The organism is Chlorogloea sp. CCALA 695, assembly GCF_003003885.1.
Lineage (GTDB): Bacteria > Cyanobacteriota > Cyanobacteriia > Cyanobacteriales > Chroococcidiopsidaceae > Aliterella.
In genome coordinates this window covers 150,965-167,896 of sequence record NZ_PVWN01000001.1, presented here as the reverse complement: position 1 = coordinate 167,896, position 16,932 = coordinate 150,965, and the positions used below count along the sequence as shown (strand labels likewise).

At 40.1% G+C, this 16,932-nt stretch carries 17 protein-coding genes; 12 read left to right on the top strand and 5 right to left on the bottom strand.

Translation table 11 applies throughout. From position 1 onward, the window contains the following. Window positions 1–166 precede the first annotated feature (166 nt). From miaB to C7B70_RS00735, 6 genes are all read left to right on the top strand, one after another. Window positions 167–1,537, top strand: coding sequence for a tRNA (N6-isopentenyl adenosine(37)-C2)-methylthiotransferase MiaB (gene miaB, locus C7B70_RS00760; RefSeq protein ID WP_106367157.1), 1,371 nt, complete (start codon window positions 167–169; stop codon window positions 1,535–1,537). A 154-nt stretch (window positions 1,538–1,691) separates the two neighbouring features. Further along, on the top strand, window positions 1,692–2,486 hold the full coding sequence (locus tag C7B70_RS00755) for an acyltransferase (protein ID WP_106367156.1): 795 nt from the start codon (window positions 1,692–1,694) through the stop codon (window positions 2,484–2,486). A gap of 83 nt (window positions 2,487–2,569) precedes the next feature. After that, window positions 2,570–3,655, top strand: coding sequence for a D-alanine--D-alanine ligase family protein (locus tag C7B70_RS00750; protein WP_106367155.1), 1,086 nt, complete (start codon window positions 2,570–2,572; stop codon window positions 3,653–3,655). A gap of 140 nt (window positions 3,656–3,795) precedes the next feature. Then, window positions 3,796–4,053: a hypothetical protein gene (locus tag C7B70_RS00745; protein WP_106367154.1), complete on the top strand. Its 258-nt coding sequence runs from the start codon at window positions 3,796–3,798 to the stop codon at window positions 4,051–4,053. A gap of 129 nt (window positions 4,054–4,182) precedes the next feature. Continuing rightward, window positions 4,183–4,998 carry an Rpn family recombination-promoting nuclease/putative transposase gene (locus C7B70_RS00740; RefSeq protein WP_106367153.1) on the top strand — a complete coding sequence of 272 codons (816 nt, stop codon included), beginning with the start codon at window positions 4,183–4,185 and terminating at the stop codon, window positions 4,996–4,998. A 591-nt stretch (window positions 4,999–5,589) separates the two neighbouring features. Continuing rightward, entirely contained in the window at window positions 5,590–6,021 is a 432-nt protein-coding gene (locus C7B70_RS00735) for a nucleoside deaminase (RefSeq protein ID WP_106367152.1), read from the top strand. A gap of 60 nt (window positions 6,022–6,081) precedes the next feature. Here C7B70_RS00735 and C7B70_RS00730 read toward each other — a convergent pair whose 3' ends face one another. Both C7B70_RS00730 and rbsK read right to left on the bottom strand, forming a co-directional pair. Continuing rightward, entirely contained in the window at window positions 6,082–7,455 is a 1,374-nt protein-coding gene (locus C7B70_RS00730) for a cytochrome P450 (protein WP_106367151.1), read from the bottom strand. A 262-nt stretch (window positions 7,456–7,717) separates the two neighbouring features. Next, window positions 7,718–8,668, bottom strand: coding sequence for a ribokinase (gene rbsK, locus C7B70_RS00725; RefSeq protein ID WP_106367150.1), 951 nt, complete (start codon window positions 8,666–8,668; stop codon window positions 7,718–7,720). 58 nt (window positions 8,669–8,726) lie between these two features. Between rbsK and C7B70_RS00720 the strand changes: the two genes are divergently transcribed. Then, entirely contained in the window at window positions 8,727–9,707 is a 981-nt protein-coding gene (locus tag C7B70_RS00720; RefSeq protein ID WP_106367149.1) for a phosphotransferase, read from the top strand. Between the two features lie 3 nt (window positions 9,708–9,710). Here C7B70_RS00720 and C7B70_RS00715 read toward each other — a convergent pair whose 3' ends face one another. After that, entirely contained in the window at window positions 9,711–10,256 is a 546-nt protein-coding gene (locus C7B70_RS00715) for a Uma2 family endonuclease (protein WP_199191978.1), read from the bottom strand. Window positions 10,257–10,298: 42 nt separating this feature from the next. Further along, window positions 10,299–10,862: a sugar O-acetyltransferase gene (locus C7B70_RS00710; protein ID WP_233220771.1), complete on the bottom strand. Its 564-nt coding sequence runs from the start codon at window positions 10,860–10,862 to the stop codon at window positions 10,299–10,301. A gap of 273 nt (window positions 10,863–11,135) precedes the next feature. Here C7B70_RS00710 and C7B70_RS00705 point away from each other — a divergent pair, with 273 nt between their 5' ends. The 5 genes from C7B70_RS00705 to C7B70_RS00685 all read left to right on the top strand — a co-directional run bounded on the left by C7B70_RS00705 (window position 11,136) and on the right by C7B70_RS00685 (window position 16,243). Then, window positions 11,136–12,431, top strand: coding sequence for an ABC transporter substrate-binding protein (locus C7B70_RS00705; RefSeq protein ID WP_106367146.1), 1,296 nt, complete (start codon window positions 11,136–11,138; stop codon window positions 12,429–12,431). Between the two features lie 68 nt (window positions 12,432–12,499). Beyond that, on the top strand, window positions 12,500–13,408 hold the full coding sequence (locus C7B70_RS00700) for a carbohydrate ABC transporter permease (RefSeq protein ID WP_106367145.1): 909 nt from the start codon (window positions 12,500–12,502) through the stop codon (window positions 13,406–13,408). 2 nt (window positions 13,409–13,410) lie between these two features. Continuing rightward, window positions 13,411–14,274 (top strand): carbohydrate ABC transporter permease, encoded by an 864-nt coding sequence (locus C7B70_RS00695; protein WP_106367144.1) that lies wholly within the window; start codon window positions 13,411–13,413, stop codon window positions 14,272–14,274. 29 nt (window positions 14,275–14,303) lie between these two features. Continuing rightward, window positions 14,304–15,398 carry an ABC transporter ATP-binding protein gene (locus tag C7B70_RS00690; RefSeq protein WP_106367143.1) on the top strand — a complete coding sequence of 365 codons (1,095 nt, stop codon included), beginning with the start codon at window positions 14,304–14,306 and terminating at the stop codon, window positions 15,396–15,398. 74 nt (window positions 15,399–15,472) lie between these two features. Continuing rightward, on the top strand, window positions 15,473–16,243 hold the full coding sequence (locus C7B70_RS00685) for a glutathione S-transferase family protein (protein ID WP_199191977.1): 771 nt from the start codon (window positions 15,473–15,475) through the stop codon (window positions 16,241–16,243). Window positions 16,244–16,475: 232 nt separating this feature from the next. Here C7B70_RS00685 and C7B70_RS00680 read toward each other — a convergent pair whose 3' ends face one another. Continuing rightward, window positions 16,476–16,895: a hypothetical protein gene (locus tag C7B70_RS00680; RefSeq protein ID WP_199191976.1), complete on the bottom strand. Its 420-nt coding sequence runs from the start codon at window positions 16,893–16,895 to the stop codon at window positions 16,476–16,478. Window positions 16,896–16,932 lie beyond the last annotated feature (37 nt).

Below are 16,932 nucleotides of genomic sequence, written 5' to 3'. Positions count from 1 at the left end.
ATAGCCAAATTTAGAGAAATAGGATTTTGCCAGAAAAATCTCATATTAGCGCCGACTGTAGTTGAACGAGGTAGTACCAGTAAGCCGTTAAAGTAGCTTGAAGAATTTAATCGTAGCAAAAACTATAATTGATAACACGGGATTCTTTAATATCATTGGTTCATAAATGGACACGACTACTGCAAAGCAACGCTACCATATCACTACTTTCGGCTGTCAAATGAATAAAGCCGACTCTGAGCGGATGGCTGGGATTATTGAAAATATGGGCTTTGAGTGGTCAGAAGACCCCAACAATGCAGACTTGATTATTTATAATACTTGTACTATCCGCGATAGTGCCGAACAAAAAGTTTACTCTTACTTAGGCAAACAAGCTAAGCGCAAGCATAGAGAACCTAATTTAACTTTAGTAATTGCCGGATGTCTTGCCCAGCAAGAAGGGGAAGCTTTACTAAGGCGAGTTCCCGAACTAGATTTAGTCATGGGCCCCCAACACGCCAATCGCCTTGAAGACTTGCTGCAAAGGGTATACAACGGCAATCAGGTAGTAGCTACCGAGTCAGTGCATATTATGGAAGATATCACGACACCGCGCCGCGATAGTAACGTTACAGCCTGGGTAAATGTCATTTATGGTTGCAATGAGCGTTGTACTTACTGCGTCGTCCCAAATGTACGCGGAATTGAGCAATCCCGCACTCCTGAAGCTATCCGCGCTGAGATCGAACAGTTGGCAAAGATGGGTTACAAGGAAATAACTTTACTCGGTCAAAACATTGATGCTTACGGTAGAGATTTGCCTGGAACAACCCCCGAAGGCAGGCATCAGCACACGTTAACGGATTTGCTATACTTCATCCATGACGTACCGGGAATTGAGCGCCTACGCTTTGCTACTAGCCACCCACGCTATTTTACGGAGCGTTTAATTAAAGCTTGCGCCGAATTACCGAAGGTGTGCGAACACTTCCATATTCCCTTTCAATCGGGGGATAACGAAATTCTTAAACAGATGTCGCGCGGCTATACCCACGAAAAGTATCGCCGGATAATTGATACTATTCGCCGTTATGTACCGGATGCAACAATTAGTGGGGATGCGATCGCCGCTTTTCCTGGAGAAACTGAGGCGCAGTTTAACAATACTCTCAAACTAATGACAGATATTGTCTTCGACCATACAAATACTGCAGCTTATTCCCCTCGTCCTGGCACTCCGGCGGCATTGTGGGATAATCAGTTAAGCGAAGAAGTAAAGCGCGATCGCTTGCAACAACTAAATCATTTGGTATCGGTACAAGCAGAGATGCGAAATCAGCGCTATCTCAATCGGGTTGAGGAGGTGTTAGTCGAAGACCAAAACCCCAAAACCCCAACTCAAGTAATGGGTAGGAATCGCGGTAATCGTTTAACCTTTTTTACAGGCGATATTAACGAGCTAAAAGGTCAACTTGTCCAAGTTAAAATTACTGAAGCCCGTGCTTTTAGTCTAACTGGTGAACCAGTTGAGGTCAAACAAGTTTTAGCAGTATAAACTAATATTGATTAGAGCCAAGAGCCGCTATAAAAGTTACTCTTTACTCTAATTAAATAGCCATAAATATGCAAGATTAATCGATAGAATTGTTATTTTTTATTTGAATTGATTGGTATACATTAAACGTATTTACTTTATAAATTAAATAATTATGACAGATTTTAGTATTACTTTGCCGCCTAGCTCAGTTATTGATAAGTTAGTTCAACGAGCTAAAGGCAAATCGGTATTTGACCTAATAGAGTTAGGTATTTGTAAATTAACTTTAATTCGCTATCGCCTGCAATACCCCCAGGTAAAATTTGGCAGAGGAGTCAAAATTAAAGGTGCATTCTCTATAGAAGGGGAAGGGAAAGTAGTAATAGGAGATTACTGCTCTTTTGTAGGTACTAAAAACTTACCAAATAAAATTATTGCTAAAGATTATTCGGGTTGTGTATCTATCGGTAACCATTGTACAATAGCTGGTTCAACCATAGTAGTAGAAGGAAAAGGAGCAATAAAAATCGGCAATGATTGCCATTTAGCTAACTATTACAACGTGCCAAATGACATTGTATCGCGGGGTAATTCTGGATTTATTACTATAGGCAATCAGTGCTATTTCAATGGCACAAATATGTTATCAGAAAGCTCCATAGAACTAGAAAAATTGTGTATGGTGAGCGATGCTGTAATTATGGATACTGACGCTCATAGTATAGAAATAGATCGTTGGGATCCCAAAGCAATAACAAAAACAAAATCAATTTATATTAGCGAAAATGCCTGGATTGGTAGTAAAAGCGCAGTTTTAAAAGGTGTAGTTATTGGTAAAAATTCTGTAGTTGGATTAGGTTCAATTGTTCGGCAGTCAGTGCCAGAAAATGTAGTAGTTATTGGCAACCCCCAACAAATTGTCAAGCATCTAGATCCTACGGTGTTACCTTACGAATTTCCTAAATAAGCAAAACATCATTGTCTTGGGTAGAAGTGCGACAAGTAGCTATGGTAGGCTATGCCCATCAATAAGCAAAAGGTGATGCGAGGATGACAAAATTAAGAGTAGGGTTGCTATTTGGTGGGCGTTCGGGAGAGCATGAAGTGTCGATTCGTTCCGCTCAGGCGATCGCCAAAGCTTTAAATTCCAACCAAAATACAGATAAATACGAGATTCTACCTTTTTACATTCAAAAAGATGGGAATTGGCTATCAGGACAAGTACCCCAAAATGTTCTCGAATCGGGCGTACCACTACTCCAAGCAGAAGTCACTACTACTGACCTAACTATCAAAGGGCAACTTAGCCCTTGGCAATCTCCTTCTCAAGTCGGAGATATAGATGTTTGGTTTCCCATTCTTCATGGGCCAAATGGTGAAGATGGGACAGTGCAAGGATTATTGACCTTAATGCAAACTCCCTTTGTTGGTTCGGGGGTCTTGGGTTCGGCGCTGGGAATGGATAAAATTGCGATGAAAATGGCTTTTGCTCAAGTAGGATTAGCGCAAGTAGAATACATGGCAATTAACCGTTCTCAAGTATGGTCAAATCCTTGTATATTTCCCAAATTGGGCGACGAAATCGAGCAAAAACTTGGCTATCCTTGCTTTGTGAAGCCAGCTAATTTAGGATCGTCTGTAGGCATTGCCAAAGTGCGATCGCGCAACGAACTAGAAAAAGCCCTAGATCATGCTGCTAGTTTAGACCGTAGGATTATTGTCGAAGCGGCAGTAGTGGGACGCGAAATAGAATGTGCTGTATTAGGCAACGATAATCCCCAAGCTTCAGTAGTGGGCGAAATTACTTACAACAGCGATTTTTACGACTACGACACAAAATACAGTCAAGGTAAAGCCGACTGGCTTATCCCCGCCAACATTCCCGATGAAATTGCCCAAAAAATTCAGCAAATGGCTTTGCAAGCTTTTATGGCAACTGATGCGGCGGGACTGGCGCGAGTAGACTTTTTCTATGTAGAAGTTACAGGAAACGTATTAATTAATGAAATCAATACCCTACCAGGATTTACAGCTACAAGTATGTATCCTCAACTCTGGGAAAAAAGCGGCGTTTCCTTTCCCGAATTAGTAGACAGGTTGATTCAACTGGCTTTAGAAAGAGTCCCCAGGAAATAACCTAGCTAGTTTGTCACTAAGAATAATTATGGTAGTGAAAAAAGTTTAAAGTTGCAGCCTTCTTCCACAAGAAGGATGCCTTTAGGGATGAGAGGTTGCTAAATTAGCAACTAATAATTAAGTAAAAATTGTCAGGGTTTATGGCATCATCTATACCATTGCAAGGCACGGAATTAGTTGATTGTGCTAGAGCTAATGCTCAACAGGGAATTAAAACAGCAGCGCTACAATGTGGCTATGGTGAAAACCTCAATACTTTTTCCGCCCAACTCAAGGCAGCTTGCGAACAAATGAATCTGCAAGTTAAAGAACTAAGCCAGCTTATTACCGACCAAGATAGGATTTTAGAAATTGGTACGGGAGAAGTCGTTGCACCAGATAGCGCTTCGGAACTTTAGATAATTAAGGTTCATCTAACAAGGTCAAAAATTGTAGGGATATATGTTATGTGTGATAGCGCAAGCGCGCCCGGTAACGGGCTTCGCATTTAGCCCTAAAATCAACTTTGGATTTGTGGGCGATTGATTGTGAAAACCGATGCTCTTTTCTACTATCTGTTTCAAGAATTTCCTAGCATATTTTTTGAATTAATTGGTCAATCAGCCTCTCTTGCTGATGATTATCAATTCACATCTATTGAACTAAAACAAGTCGCTTTCCGATTGGATGGACTATTTTTACCGCCACCAGACAAACCGAATTTGCCAATTTATTTTGTTGAAGTGCAGTTTCAATTAGACGAAACATTTTACTATCGTCTTTTCGCGGAAATCTTTTTGTATTTATATCAATACAAAGTAGTGAATAATTGGCAGGCAATTGTAGTTTATCCTCGGCGGAGTATTGAATCAGCGCAACCTGTACCTTATCAATTTCTTTTAAGTAGCGATCGCGTCCGCAGAGTATATTTAGAGGAACTAGGAGCAAATCAATCTCTTGGTGTAGGAATTGTCCAGTTAGTGGTAGAAAGCAACAAAAAAGCTCCAGCGAAAGCTGTAAACCTAATTTCGCAAGTAAGGCAACAAATAACAGATGAGCGACTTCAGCAGCAAACTTTAGAGTTTATAGAGACAATAGTAATATACAAGTTTCCTCATCTCAGCCGCCAGGAGGTAGAAGCAATGCTAGGGTTAGACCTGATAAAAAACACTAGAGTTTATCAAGAAGCACAAGAAGAAGGGAAGTTAGAAGGGAAGTTAGAAGGGAAGTTAGAAGGGAAGTTAGAAGGGAAGTTAGAAACAATACCCCGGCTGTTGAAAATGGGGTTAACTTTAAAGCAAGTAGCAGAAGCACTAGATTTAGATATTGAAGTTGTTAGACAAGCCGCACCAAAGCAACCTTAAGACAAAGCCATCGCTTTGTTGATGAAAATAGTAACCGATGGACTTGTTGCTGAACAGCTTTTTAATCTTCATAATTTTTTAAGTATATTTTCCGATGCTTATTAAGTTAGATACGAATTAGTTTGAGGGTGTAATCTAGAAGTTTAAATAAAAAGTGTGTCTAATAAATCGCTAAACTGGCTACTAGGAGAGAAACGTAAGTTTTTAATGGTTCTTTACACCTGTAGCACTTCTATTAATTGCGCTTACTACGTATATTAATAACTACAGTAATCAATCGCCAAGTTCTACTGAAATAAGAAACTATAACGCTCAGTTAGAGCAAAATAGACGAAGGAATGAGGATGACCAACTTAGAAGAGACGCAGTAGATGCTGAAATGAATCGTAGTTTTAATAAAAATAATCACAATAATGAATAAAGAAACAAATCGTTCAATTATGAGCAAAAAATAAGTAAGAAGTAAAAGCTGCCTCTCTTAAACAGCTTTTTTTCATTAGTATTCATCTGCTGAAATCTCTCTTGCTTTATGCTTGTCTTATCCGGTTAAATCCTGCAAGTATATATGCAGCAGTTTTACGGAGACATAGTATGGATGAGTATATGTTGAGCGCGATCGCCCAGGCAAAACAAGGATTAATTGAAGGCGGTATTCCTATAGGTTCGGTGCTAGTTAAGAATGGGGTAATTATTGGACAAGGACATAATAAGCGAGTCCAAGAAGGCGATCCAGTTACTCACGCAGAGATCGATTGTCTGCGGAATGCAGGTAGAATTGGCACTTATCAGGGGACAACTTTGTACTCAACCCTAATGCCTTGCTATCTTTGCGCTGGAGCGGTGGTGCAGTTTGGTATCAAAAAAGTTATAGCTGGAGAATCGCAAACTTTCCCTGGCGCAGAAGATTTTATGAAGTCTCATGGTGTGGAAGTCATCGATCTAGATTTAATTGAGTGCAAGCAGTTGATGAGTGAGTTTATTAGCAATCATCCCCAATTGTGGAATGAAGATATCGGAAGGTAGAGACGTTGACCACAACGTCTCCAAAAGAAACTTATTTAAAAATTAGCAATAATGTAGCACCTACACTAAAACAGGCTTTTCTTGCTTCTTTAACTCCGTAACTATCATCTGCATACTTGCTGGAGGCGCAACAGTCAACCCGCGCCGAGTTGGTTTGATAGAACGATTATTTGCTAACTTTAATTCGCAGCTAGTTAAAATAGTTGCTAATACCAGCTTCATCTCATACATAGCAAAGGCTGCACCAATACATCTACGATTGCTCCCTCCAAAAGGTAAGTATTCGTAAGGTGAGAATTGCCTTTCTAAAAAGCGCTCCGGTTTAAACTTTTTGGGTTCGGGATAAATATCTTCTCTTTGATGGGTGAGATAAGTAGAAACTAATAGCAATGTACCGGGTTCAAGTTGGTAGCCCATAATTTCCATCGGCACTTTTACCACACGCGGAAAGGGAGTTATGGCAATCGGGTAAATCCGCAATGTCTCCGAGCAAACGGCATTCAAATAAGGCAAACGAGCAATATCGCTAAAACTAGCATCACTTGGTAATGTTTTAAGCTCGTTTAGCAGTTTCTCTTTAACTTCTGGCAACGAATCAATCCAGTATAAAGCCCAAGATAAGGCGGAGGCGGTGGTTTCGTGTCCGGCAAATAGCAATGTAATCAATTCGTCTCGCAATTCCTCATCCGTCATTGATTGACCTTCTTCATCCCGTGCATCTAAAAGTAAACTGAGAATGTCATCGCGGTTAGGATCGGCTTGCTGTCTTCTTTCTCTAATTTCAGTTATTAATAAGCTATCAATTTGCTGTTTGAGACGCAAAAAACGCCCCCAAGGACTCCAAGCACCCCAGTCTTTTTGCAAGGAAGTAAAAAAGAGCAATAATGAACTTACTGGGGAGCCAACCGAATCTAACAGAGTTGTTAAAACTTTCCTAAGTTCGTCAAATCTTTGTCCTTCATGGATGCCAAAAACAGCGTTGAGAATAACTTGCAAAGATATTTCTTGCATCGACGATCGCACGCTAAAAGGTTTGCCTACTTGCCACTGACTGATTACTTCGTCTGTAACGTTATGAATTAGCTGCCCGTAAGTGCGTAAGCGATCGCCATGAAAGGGCGGCATTAATAATTTACGCTGACGTTGATGCTTTGCTCCTCCTAGCAGAATCATTGAATGTTCGCCGAGTAGTGGCAATAATATATCATTGGCGCTGTTGGTATCAAATAACTCTGGGCTAGCAGTAAAAATTTGCTCAATTGCTTGGGGGTTTGTGAAATATACAACTAAGGGCGATATGTTTTTAGAGATTGTAAAACTTTCGCCATACTTTTCGGCACGTTCTTCAAGTACCTTAAATGGGTTGAAAATCCACTTAATTGTACTTATTCTCCGAACTAAAATTGAACTACTTGGGCCGTTAGGGATTGTCATTATTTTTGCTGGTAATTTTTAAACTTGTTAACTACTTAGTTGGCAGTTTGCTAGATATTTCTTAATATTTACTTGCCCTCTCAACTCTATCTATTTACTTATCAAATAACTCTTATAGTTAAGTAATTACTATCAATAAACCCATTGACTTTTGTTTAACAAATATCGTATTATGAGATTGTATTGATCTAACTAAATGCTGATTAAAAGCAGGTGAGTTAGGGCGTGACGGACAATAGTCCGTTGCGCGGGATGAGTGAGATTATAAGTTGATTTCCATTGCTCCTCTAAGGTTGAGAAAATTAATTAAAACTTCCTTGGTAGGCAAAGAAGATTGCGCTCCTGATATTGTTGACGCGATCGCTCCGGCTGCCGCTCCCCAGACAACGGCTTGCCTTAATGATAAGTTTTCAACTAAAGCCGCCGCTAAAGCACCATTAAAGGCATCTCCAGCCGCTACGGTGTCTACTGTTTGTACTGGGAAGGAGGGGACAAAAAATGTTTCCTCTTTAGTGGCACACACAACCCCCTTAACTCCTAGTTTAGCGATAGCACAGCCGACACCGCGTTGCAATAAAATATTCGTTGCTTTCATAGCTGTATCCAAGTCATTTACGGGAAATCCTACTAACATTCCTATTTCAACTTCATTAGGCGTAATGATATCAACTAGCGGATAAAGTTCGGTGGGTACTTCGTTTATTGCTGGTGCAGGATCGAGAATTACTTTTACTCCCAAACGTTTAGCAGCTTGGGCAGCTAATAATATAGTTGGTAAAGGAATTTCAAATTGCATTAGTAAAACGCGACAATTGGGTAATAAGCTGATTAAGTTTTCTACATTAGTGCTATCTACACAGCCATTTGCACCAGGTACAACAATAATTTGATTTTCGCCCGCATCATCAACATTAATAAGAGCTACACCGCTACTAACGTTTTCATTTACTAATACTTTTTCTATATTTACTCCCGCAGCTAGGAGAGTTTTAAGTAATTCATTGCCAAAACTGTCATCACCTACACGCCCTACCATGTAAGTAGTTACTCCTAACCGCGCCAGTGCTACCGCTTGATTAGCACCTTTGCCGCCAGGTAGAGTAAAAAAGTTATTTCCTAGTAGAGTTTCACCAGGTACGGGTAATTTTGACGTTGTAGCAACTAAATCCATATTAATACTGCCAAACGCGATCGCACTGGGGTTATTGCTCATATGTTTATTGTTGTAAATTGCGATCACACTTATCTCTATACAAAGTAAAATTATTTGTATGTCTTCTTCGCCTATAACTGTAATTCATTCAATTCCTTCTAGTGATGCATTAGAGCAAAATGTATTATGCCATTATCAACTTGGCAACTTTCAAAGCTGTCGACTACTTAAACGAGGATTGAATGATACCTACTTAGTAGAAACAGAACAAAATAGATATATTTTGCGAGTTTATCGTTGTGGCTGGAGAACTCAAGATGAAATTGATTTTGAACTAGAGTTACTGAACTTTTTGCATAAACAGAATGCAGCAATTTCTTACCCAATTGAAAAAATAACAGGTGGTTTTACAACGGCAATTGCTGCTCCTGAAGGAACTCGTTATACTGCTTTATTTGCCTATGCTGCTGGTAAAGCGGTAGATAAAAGACTAGATAGCGAACAAAGCCGAAAGTTAGGAGAAAACGTTGCAACTATTCATGAAACTACTAATAACTTTAAGAGTAACTTTAGCCGCCCTGAATTGAATAACGAATATTTGTTAGATGCTTCTATAAATGCGATTTCACTATTATATAAGCATAGAGAAAATGATATTGACTACTTATATAAGCAAGCTGAAAACCTTAAAAGTAAGTTAATAGCTTTAAACTTACCAAAATGTCCGCCTTTTTACGGAGTTTGTATTGGAGATGTTCATTCAGGGAATACTTACTTTACTCAATTTAACCAACCAACATTATTTGACTTCGATCAATATGGTTATGGCTGGCGGTCTTTTGATATTGGAAAGTTTATAAATATATCAATTGCTTGGAAAATTGATAATAAAATTATCAGCTCATTTTTAGAGGGTTATCAAACGATTCGTCAATTAAGTAACATTGAAGTTGATGCAATTCCTCTGTTTACTAAAATTGCTCACATTTGGGTAATGGGAATTAGTGCAAGCGTAGTTGGAGATGTTTTAGCTTATAGTTGGTTTACTGATAATTGGTTGGATAGCAAGCTAGAGTTATTTAAACAACTGAGTGATTAATATCTAAAAATTTATTACATCTTCATAAATTTCTGCCATTGTAAGTTCCAACTTTACTGAATCTAAAGTAACTGAGTCATTTTTACTCAAAATGTATTTAACCCAGTTGTCATCCTTATCTTTGCGATATAGTTCTACTTCTATGTCATCTTGGCTAACTAATACATACTCTTGTAAAGTTTCTATTTTTTTATAAGTTAATAATTTTTCTCTACGATCTATATTTTCTGTGCTTGGCGATAATACTTCAACAATTAAACATGGTTTAGTCAAGAAAAACTTTTCTGTATCCTGCGCTTTGCAAGTAACTACTACATCGGGATAGTAAAATACATTATCTGTTTCTATCCTAACCTTCATATCAGAAGCAAAGACTTGACAACCACTCCCGCGTAAGCGAGTACGTAACTGAGTAGCAATATTCAAAGTAATCGCGTTATGTTGGCGGCTACCCCCCGTCATGCCGAATACTTGTCCATTCAGATATTCGTGACGAATCTGGCTATAGTCTTCCGCTTCCAGATATTCAATTAAATTTATGTACGTCAATGGTACTTGTATAGTTTTAGTAGTAAGCTTACTTATTTAAGTTTAACTAACAGAACGAATAACCTTACAAGGATTGCCTACAGCTATTACATTTGCGGGTATATCTTTAACTACAACGCTACCCGCGCCGATGGTAGTATTATCGCCAATATCTACACCCGGACAAACAATTGCACCGCCACCAATCCAAACGTTATTACCAATATTAATTGGTGCAGCAAGTTCTTTTTTAGTCTGACGAATTTGCGGATCTGTAGGATGGTATGCTGTGTATATTTGCACGTAAGGAGCACATTTAACATTGTCGCCAATATGTACTATATTGCAATCGAGAATTACACAACCGTAGTTCATATAAAACTCATCCCCAACATAAATATTACTACCATAGTCGCAATGAAAAGGCGGGACGATTTGAATTTTTGCTTTTATCTTACCGAATAATTTCTTAAGGATTTCCAAGCGCATTTCTGTGTCTTCTACGGTCGTAAAATTGTATTGCTTTAACAGCAGGGAAGCGCGTTTGTTGTCGTTAGTTAGTTCAACGTCATCTGCTAAATACAACTCACCCGCCAGCATTTTTTGTTTCTCTGTTTTTTCGCTCATTATCAGTTATAGCTTCAAAAATTAAAGCTTATGTAACATTTTAATAAAAGAAGTAAATTTTTATTGACTACAAGCTAGAAATATTATTACTTATTGGGAAGTTGGTTATACATCTTTAAGAGGAAGCTTTGGCTAAAAAGATAGTTGTATCTTTAGTTACAAGTATTGTAAAAGTTTCTTTAAACATGGTTATGTTAACTACTGAACTTGTTTATAAAAGTAGCAAGAGATTTAGCTTTTTAGGTAGCCAGATTAATTAGGCGATCGCATTTCATGAAACTAAAATCGATTCGGCTGATAAAAAAGTATTTTTGGCAACTGGGCATTGCTTTAGCAATCCTTGCAAGCATAGCAATATATGCGATCGCGCCAGCCTTGACGCAGCAGCCTGTGGTATTAAATTTGTTAATGACTGCCCCCGATGCCCAACCTTGGCAGCAAGGCATCGTCAAAGACTTTGAAACCAAGTATCCAGGGATTCGCATTAATGTAATTGAAGGGCCAAACGCCACCAATTTACTAGAAGACTTATATACCTCTGCGTTTATATTGGGTGATTCTCCTTACGATTTGGTCAATATGGATGTAATCTGGACACCCAAATTTGCGGCGGCGGGGTGGCTAAAAGACTTAAGTAATGAATTTTCGGCTGAAGAATTAGCAGTATTTTCGCCCAACGATATCGAAGGAAGTCGCTACGAAGGGAAGCTTTACCGCGTACCAATTCGTTCTGATGCGGGAGTGCTTTATTATCGCCAAGATTTACTTAGCGCCGCCGGATACCAACCGCCAGAAACTTTCGACGAGTTACTACAAATCTCTCAAGCTTTACAGAAGAAAAACAAAGACACTTGGGGCTATCTTTGGCAAGGCAGGCAATACGAGGGATTAGTCGCTATGTTTGTCGAAGTTTTAGAAGGTTACGGCGGTTTTTGGGTCAATCCCACAACTAAAGAGGTAGGATTAGACCAGCCTGAAACAATCCAAGCTATAGAATTTCTCCGCAATACCGTAAAAACTGGCGTATCGCCGCCGGGAGTAACTACTTACCAAGAAGAAGAAACAAGACGGATATTTCAAAGCGGTAAAGCGGTATTTTTACGCAGTTGGCCTTACGTTTGGCCCTTAGCAAATGAAGATAGTTCGCCGATTAAAGGCAGAATTGGCATTAAACCAATGGTTAGCGCGCCGGGAAAAAGTGCGGGAACTTGTTTAGGTGGCTGGGGACTTGGGATTGCTAAATCTTCTCCTCATCAAAAAGAAGCAATGACGGCAATTCGCTACTTTACCAGCAATGAAGCCCAACGCAATTTTATTTTAAAAGCCGGGTATGTACCTAGCAGACGCGAATTATTCAACGATGCCGAAATAGTGGCTAAATACAGCTATTACCCCCAATTACTAAATATTGTCGGAAGTTCCGTATTACGTCCGGCGATCGCCCAGTATGCCCAAGCCTCAGACATTTTGCAACGCTACCTCAGTGCCGCCTTAACAAATAGTCTTACTCCCGAACAAGCTATGAAAGCCGCCGCTAAAGAAACACGGCTATTATTAGGCAAAAAATAATCAATTATCTCCTGTTCCATAAATTAGACGTTGCACCGCAACGTCTCTACATAAAACCTCGTCTTCCCATGACCAAAATCGACACAATCCGCCGCCGCGAACAAAACACCGCCTGGATAATGCTTTTACCCGCGCTGCTGTTACTGTTACTCGTATTTGCTTACCCCATTGCGCGGGCTTTTTGGTTGAGTTTATTTACACAAAACTTAGGGACAAAGTTGCAAGCGGAGTTTTCCGGCTTAGATAATTACGTCCGCATGGCGGGAGATGGGCGTTTTTGGCAGAGTTTTTTAACTACTAGCATTTTTACAACTACGTCCGTTGTATTAGAATTATTGTTAGGAATGGGCATTGCAATAGTATTAAACCAACGCTTTTTAGGACGCAGTTTAGTCCGCACCAGCGCTATTTTACCTTGGGCGTTGCCTACAGCTTTAATTGGGCTGGCGTGGGCGTGGATTTTTAATGACCAGTTTGGCGTAGCTAACGATCTTTTGCTGCGATTGGGGCTAATTAAAACTGGCATCAACTGGCTGGGTGAACCAAATTTAGCAAGAATCGCGGTTATTTTTGCCGATGTTTGGAAAACAACACCTTTTATTAGTATTTTGCTACTGGCTGGATTGCAATCAATTTCCCCCGACTTGTACGAAGCCCATTCTATTGATGGGGCGAGTCCTTGGCAGAGTTTTCGCCAAATTACTTTACCCTTATTAATGCCCCAAATCTTGATTGCTTCACTATTTCGATTTGCCCAAGCTTTCGGGGTGTTTGACTTAATTGCTGTGATGACTAATGGTGGCCCCGGAGGCGCGACCGAAGTAGTATCTTTATACATTTACTCTACAGTTATGCGTTACTTAGACTTTGGTTATGGGGCGGCGCTAGTCGTAGTAACCTTTTTATTATTATTGGTGATGGTAGCGATCGCAAGTTTTTTACTTAGTAAATCTCGAACTACTAAAGGGATGGCTTAAATATGGCAGTAATTTCTAAAAAAGCCGAAACTATCAACCTTTCCTGGCAAAGTATTGTTTTAGGCTTCGCAGTTATTTTAGTTACTATATTTTGTCTAGCACCGATTCTGTGGCAAGTATTGACTTCTTTTAAAGTTAACGAAGATATTGCCGCAATTCCTACTAAATATTTTCCCAGTCGCTACACCTTAAACCATTACATCGAATTATTTACACGGCGGAGGTTTTGGGCGTACATCCTCAATAGTGCTTTTGTGTCCATTACTTCTACAGTAGTTTCTTTAGCAATTGGTACGCCTGCTGCTTACGCATTAGCCCGGTTGCGCCCTTGGGGAGGAAAAGTAATTTTAGCAGGGGTTTTGATTGTCACTTTGTTTCCCGGCATTCTCTTATTTTTAGGCTTATTAGAAGTTGTCCAAGTTCTGCACTTAGGCAATAACTACTTATCGCTAATTATTCCTTACACTGCCATCAACTTACCTTTAACTATCTTGGTATTACGCAGCTTTTTTGAACAGTTACCCAAGGATTTAGAAGATGCAGCAAAAGTTGATGGTTACAACACCTGGCAAATGTTGACGCAAATATTGTTACCGATGACCATACCAGCACTTGTAACTACAGGCATTTTGACATTTATTTTTGCTTGGAATGAGTTTATTTTTGCCCTAACATTTATGACACGCGACGAATTAAAAACTATTCCAGTAGCGGCGGCGCAGTTAGGCGGTGCTTCAGTATTTGAAATTCCTTACGGGCCCATTGCGGCGGCTACAGTTATCGGCACTTTACCCTTAGTGTTGCTCGTTTTGTTCTTTCAACGCAAGATTGTCCAGGGTTTAACGGCGGGTGCTGTTAAAGGTTGATAATTTTTCAAAATAGTGGATAAAAAATTATGGCTAAACTCGAACTAACAAACATCAATAAAACCTATAGTTCAAAAGTTGTCCCTGTCAAAGATATTAGCTTGAGTGTAGACGATGACGAGTTTTTGACCTTACTTGGGCCATCCGGTTGTGGCAAATCTACAACACTACGGTTAATTGCTGGATTAGAAGAACCTACACGGGGAAAAATTACAATTGGCAATGTAGACGTAACTAATACTAGACCAGGCGATCGCAATATTGCTATGGTATTTCAAAGTTACGCACTATATCCCCATCTCACCGTCTACGAAAATCTTTGTTCTGGACTCAAACTAAAAAAGACTCCTGCCGCCGAAATTAGACAGCGAGTTGCCCAAGCTGCGGAAGTTTTAGGACTAGATGCTAATTTAATGAATCGTAAACCCGGACAACTATCGGGAGGACAACGCCAACGAGTAGCCGTTGGTCGGGCTTTAGTACGTCGCCCGGATGTATTTTTGTTAGATGAACCTCTAAGTAACTTAGATGCGCTGTTACGCGAAAGAGTCCGCGCTGATATTAAACAAATATTTGCCGCTCAAAAAGTACCTGTGGTTTACGTGACTCACGACCAAACCGAGGCGATGACCCTTTCAACCAAAGTCGCAGTCTTAAACAACGGCTACGTGCAGCAGCTAGACCCCCCAGAACGCATATATAGCCATCCAGCTAATCAGTTTGTAGCGGGATTTGTTGGCAGTCCGCAAATGAATTTACTTACTTTGCCATGTCAAGAACGTTATGCAATGTTGGGCGACTGCAAAATTAATTTACCTGAAAACATGGTTACAGTACCGCCGCAAATTGTTTTAGGCATTCGTCCCGAAAGCGTCCGCATTCCGCAACCTGAAGATTTGCAGATAGTTGGAGGAAAAGTGTTCTTGAGAGAACATTTAGGTATGCATAATTTAGTTAGTGTCAAGGTAGATAGTTCACTGGGCGAAGATATTACCGTCCGGGTTTTATTACCTACAGACCAAAACTGGAGTGAAACAAATATTACCCTAGCACTGCCGCCTCAAAGTATTCATTGGTTTGACGTACAAACAGGCGATGCTTTATTTAGAAATAAGGGCAGCTAAGAGAGCCTGATTTAATAAAGTGCAAAACTTGGGACAGAGCATAGTTAAGATCGATTCATAAATCTTAGAGGGTTGTGGTTCAGCTAATCTCATGCCCAAAAATCCCAGTCCGGTTGATCACAATTCCTGTGAGTCACTACTGCGAAAAGGCTCGATGGGCATTAACAAGGGTGCAAATTCCCTTCATAGAGGAACGTCATATGCCGCCCTTTCACCGACTGGCAACAGGGCGAATCTGTAAGCAGCTAGACCCGGTAGTTACGGAAACAGAACGCCGTATGTCACCCTTTAATCGATTTATATTCCAACGAGTGGGTGGGCAATCAGTTCCGGTTTTAGTCACACAAACAGAGGTTATTGCTAACTCAGAGGATATTTTGAGATATGTAGATGTTATTGCTCCTGATGGAGCTAAACTTTACCCTACTGACCCAGATAAACGAAAACAAGTTGAGAAATTTGTAAACTTATTTGACTCTATACTTGCGCCTGCTGTTCGCCAATGGTTCTATTTTTACCTTTTTAATCAAGCTCAATTAATACAGCCACTTTGGTGTCAAGGAGTTCCCTGGTTCGAGTGTCTTTTGTTTCCCATCGTGTTTAGGTGGATGCGCTCTAATGTATTTCAGATGTACTCAATCAACACCACCACTGCAACAACAGCTTACGATCGCATTTACGAAATTTTTGAGACAATTGAGAATCAACTTGCGGATGGACGGGCTTATTTAGTTGGAGATAGTTTCTCGGCGGCTGATTTAACATTTGCTACTCTCTCCGCCGCCGTTGTCATGCCTGTAGGGTATGGAGTAACGCTCCCAGACTTGAGCAAAGTACCATCCTAAATAGCTACCAATATCCAAGCATTTCGGGAAACACTAGCTGGAAAATTTGTATTGCGTTTGTATGAAGATCGTGAGTATCAAGCTAGAGATTTAGCGTGTAAACCTGTTTGAGAAAAATTTTGTTGCAGTGGACACGCAAAAGTTATTCCTAAAATCTACGGTTAATAACAAACCGACCACTGAAAAATATAGCTTCAGTCCTTGTAAAAAGCCTGAAGCTACACCAGAGGCACTATTTAGTAACTAACTGTGGTTTTGCTACGGTTTCTGCTTCCGGTGGCAACCCGTACATTGACCTATATAAATCCACGTACTTTTTAGCCGATTGCTCCCAACTAAAATTTGGACTCATGCCGCGTTGCTGCAATGCTTTCCAGTTTTCTTTATACTGAAAGCCCTCCCAAGCCCGTGCATACACCTGTAAAGGTCTAAAGGTTCGCGCGCGAGCGCAGTAACCCGTACCTGTATAATTGCTCGGAACGTGATGAGATGTATTTACAAGTCCACCCGTGCGCCGGACAATGGGGACGCAACCGGAACGCAAAGCTAACATTTGACTAATACCGCAAGGCTCAAATCGACTAGGCATCAAGAAAGCATTGCTACCTGCATAAATCCGCCACGCGATCGCATTAATGACTTTTTTGATCAAATTTTATTATTTTAGCGGCATAAGTAGATTGGGGATT